This is a genomic window from Streptococcus intestinihominis (assembly GCF_046824975.1).
Classification (GTDB): Bacteria; Bacillota; Bacilli; order Lactobacillales; family Streptococcaceae; genus Streptococcus.
The window spans coordinates 84,812-86,311 of record NZ_JBKQBL010000006.1; the positions used below are offsets into that span (position 1 = coordinate 84,812).

Genomic DNA, 1,500 nt, shown 5'->3' on the forward strand with positions numbered 1-1,500 from the left:
CTGCATAGAGGTCAATCGCACGTCCTTCAAGAATCAGGCGGCTAACTGTATTACAAGGAGTGCCTCCCAAAAGATCCGCAAAGACGATGTAGTCCTCAAAGTCTGCAACACAGGCTTCAAACTTGGCTGTAAACTCCTCAGGACCTTCCTCTGGCAAGAGGGCCACGGCATGAATGTTGTCTTGTGGTCCCATAATCATTTCTGTGCTGGCTTTTAGCTCTTCACAGAAGCGACCATGACTGACCAATACTAGGTGTTTTGCCATACCTTACTCCATTATGCCATTCCAAAGAAGAAGTGACCAAATGCTGAGAATGCGATTGCTGCAAGGATGATGAGCAAGATAGCTTTTGTAGAGTTCATACCCTTACGTCCAAGCAACCAGTAGATTACACCTGTGATGATAGCTGGTACCAAACGTGGGAAGATAAGGTTGAGCATGTCTTGAATTTCAATCGCTTTGTCCCCAATGTGTGGAGTCCAAGAAACTTCAACACCAATCATGCTGGCAATCAAGGCACCAACCATGAAGATACCCAGAACGGCAGCTGCATCAATCAAAGCTGTCAAGGTACTTTGCATGTTGTTGATGAGGTTAACCCCTTCTTTATAGGCAAATTCCAATTGTTTCCAACGGAAAATATCATAAGCAACTGCCACAGCGATCCACAATAAGATACCGGCTGGGTTTCCTGCAACAGCCAAAGTTGCTGCGATTGAACCCATAATCGCTGGTACCAGTGATCCAAAGATTGAGTCCCCAAGAGGAGCGAATGGTCCCATAAGACCTGTCTTGATACCATTGACCGCGTCTTTTGATTTGACACCATCTTTTTCTTCCAAAGCAAGGTCAAAACCAGTGATAATGGTGTGGAAGAATGGTGAAGTATTGAAGAATTGCGTATGCAATTTCATCATTTCTTTCAATTCTGGAGTGCCATCACCATACATTTTACGCAACTGAGGTAAAAGCATATAAAGGTAACCAGAAGCCTGCATCCGTTCGTAGTTCCAACCCAATTGGAAGGTGAAGAGGCTACGTTTGTTGATTTGTTTAAAATCCTCTTTAGTGAGTTTGTAGTTCTTAGAATTCGTCATCTTCAATTTCCCCGCTTTCTGATTCAGTTACTGGAGCAGCTACGACTGTACGTTGACTGTTTTTGAAGTGTTGTACTGCAAGGAAGATACCGATAATGGCAATACCAATCATAGATACACTCTTGAAGTTGTTAACAAAAGTAATAGCTTGTTCTTTTGGAAGTTTAGTGAACACTTCAGAACCAACAATGCTAGACACTGCAGCACCAAGGCTTTGAACATTACTATAAAGCACTGTCAACATAGCTGTCAAACCAAAGCCAAGTGCTAAGTAGTGAAGGTTACGACGAACAGGAAGGTAACGAAGCAAGATTGCAAATCCAAGACCTGGAAGCATTTGACCTGCAAGTTTCAGACCGTTTGCCAACCATTGTACATTAGCAAGACCTGTAACAACAGTTT

At 43.1% G+C, this 1,500-nt stretch carries 3 protein-coding genes; all 3 read right to left on the reverse strand.

What is annotated here, in order from left to right:
• Window positions 1-265, reverse strand: a 265-nt coding sequence (locus ACLOR3_RS09295; protein ID WP_412037164.1) for a PTS sugar transporter subunit IIA, incomplete at its 3' end; no start/stop codon positions are given.
• A gap of 11 nt (window positions 266-276) precedes the next feature.
• Window positions 277-1,098 (reverse strand): PTS system mannose/fructose/sorbose family transporter subunit IID, encoded by an 822-nt coding sequence (locus tag ACLOR3_RS09300; RefSeq protein ID WP_314837064.1) that lies wholly within the window; start codon window positions 1,096-1,098, stop codon window positions 277-279.
• On the reverse strand, window positions 1,085-1,500 hold a 416-nt coding region (locus tag ACLOR3_RS09305; protein WP_412037165.1), incomplete at its 5' end, for a PTS sugar transporter subunit IIC. The genes ACLOR3_RS09305 and ACLOR3_RS09300, both read right to left, overlap by 14 nt.

What these genes read in the sequence shown, in the direction of transcription:
- ACLOR3_RS09300 (WP_314837064.1), bottom strand. Translation starts at nt 1,098, where the DNA reads ATGACGAATTCTAAGAACTACAAACTCACTAAAGAGGATTTTAAACAA.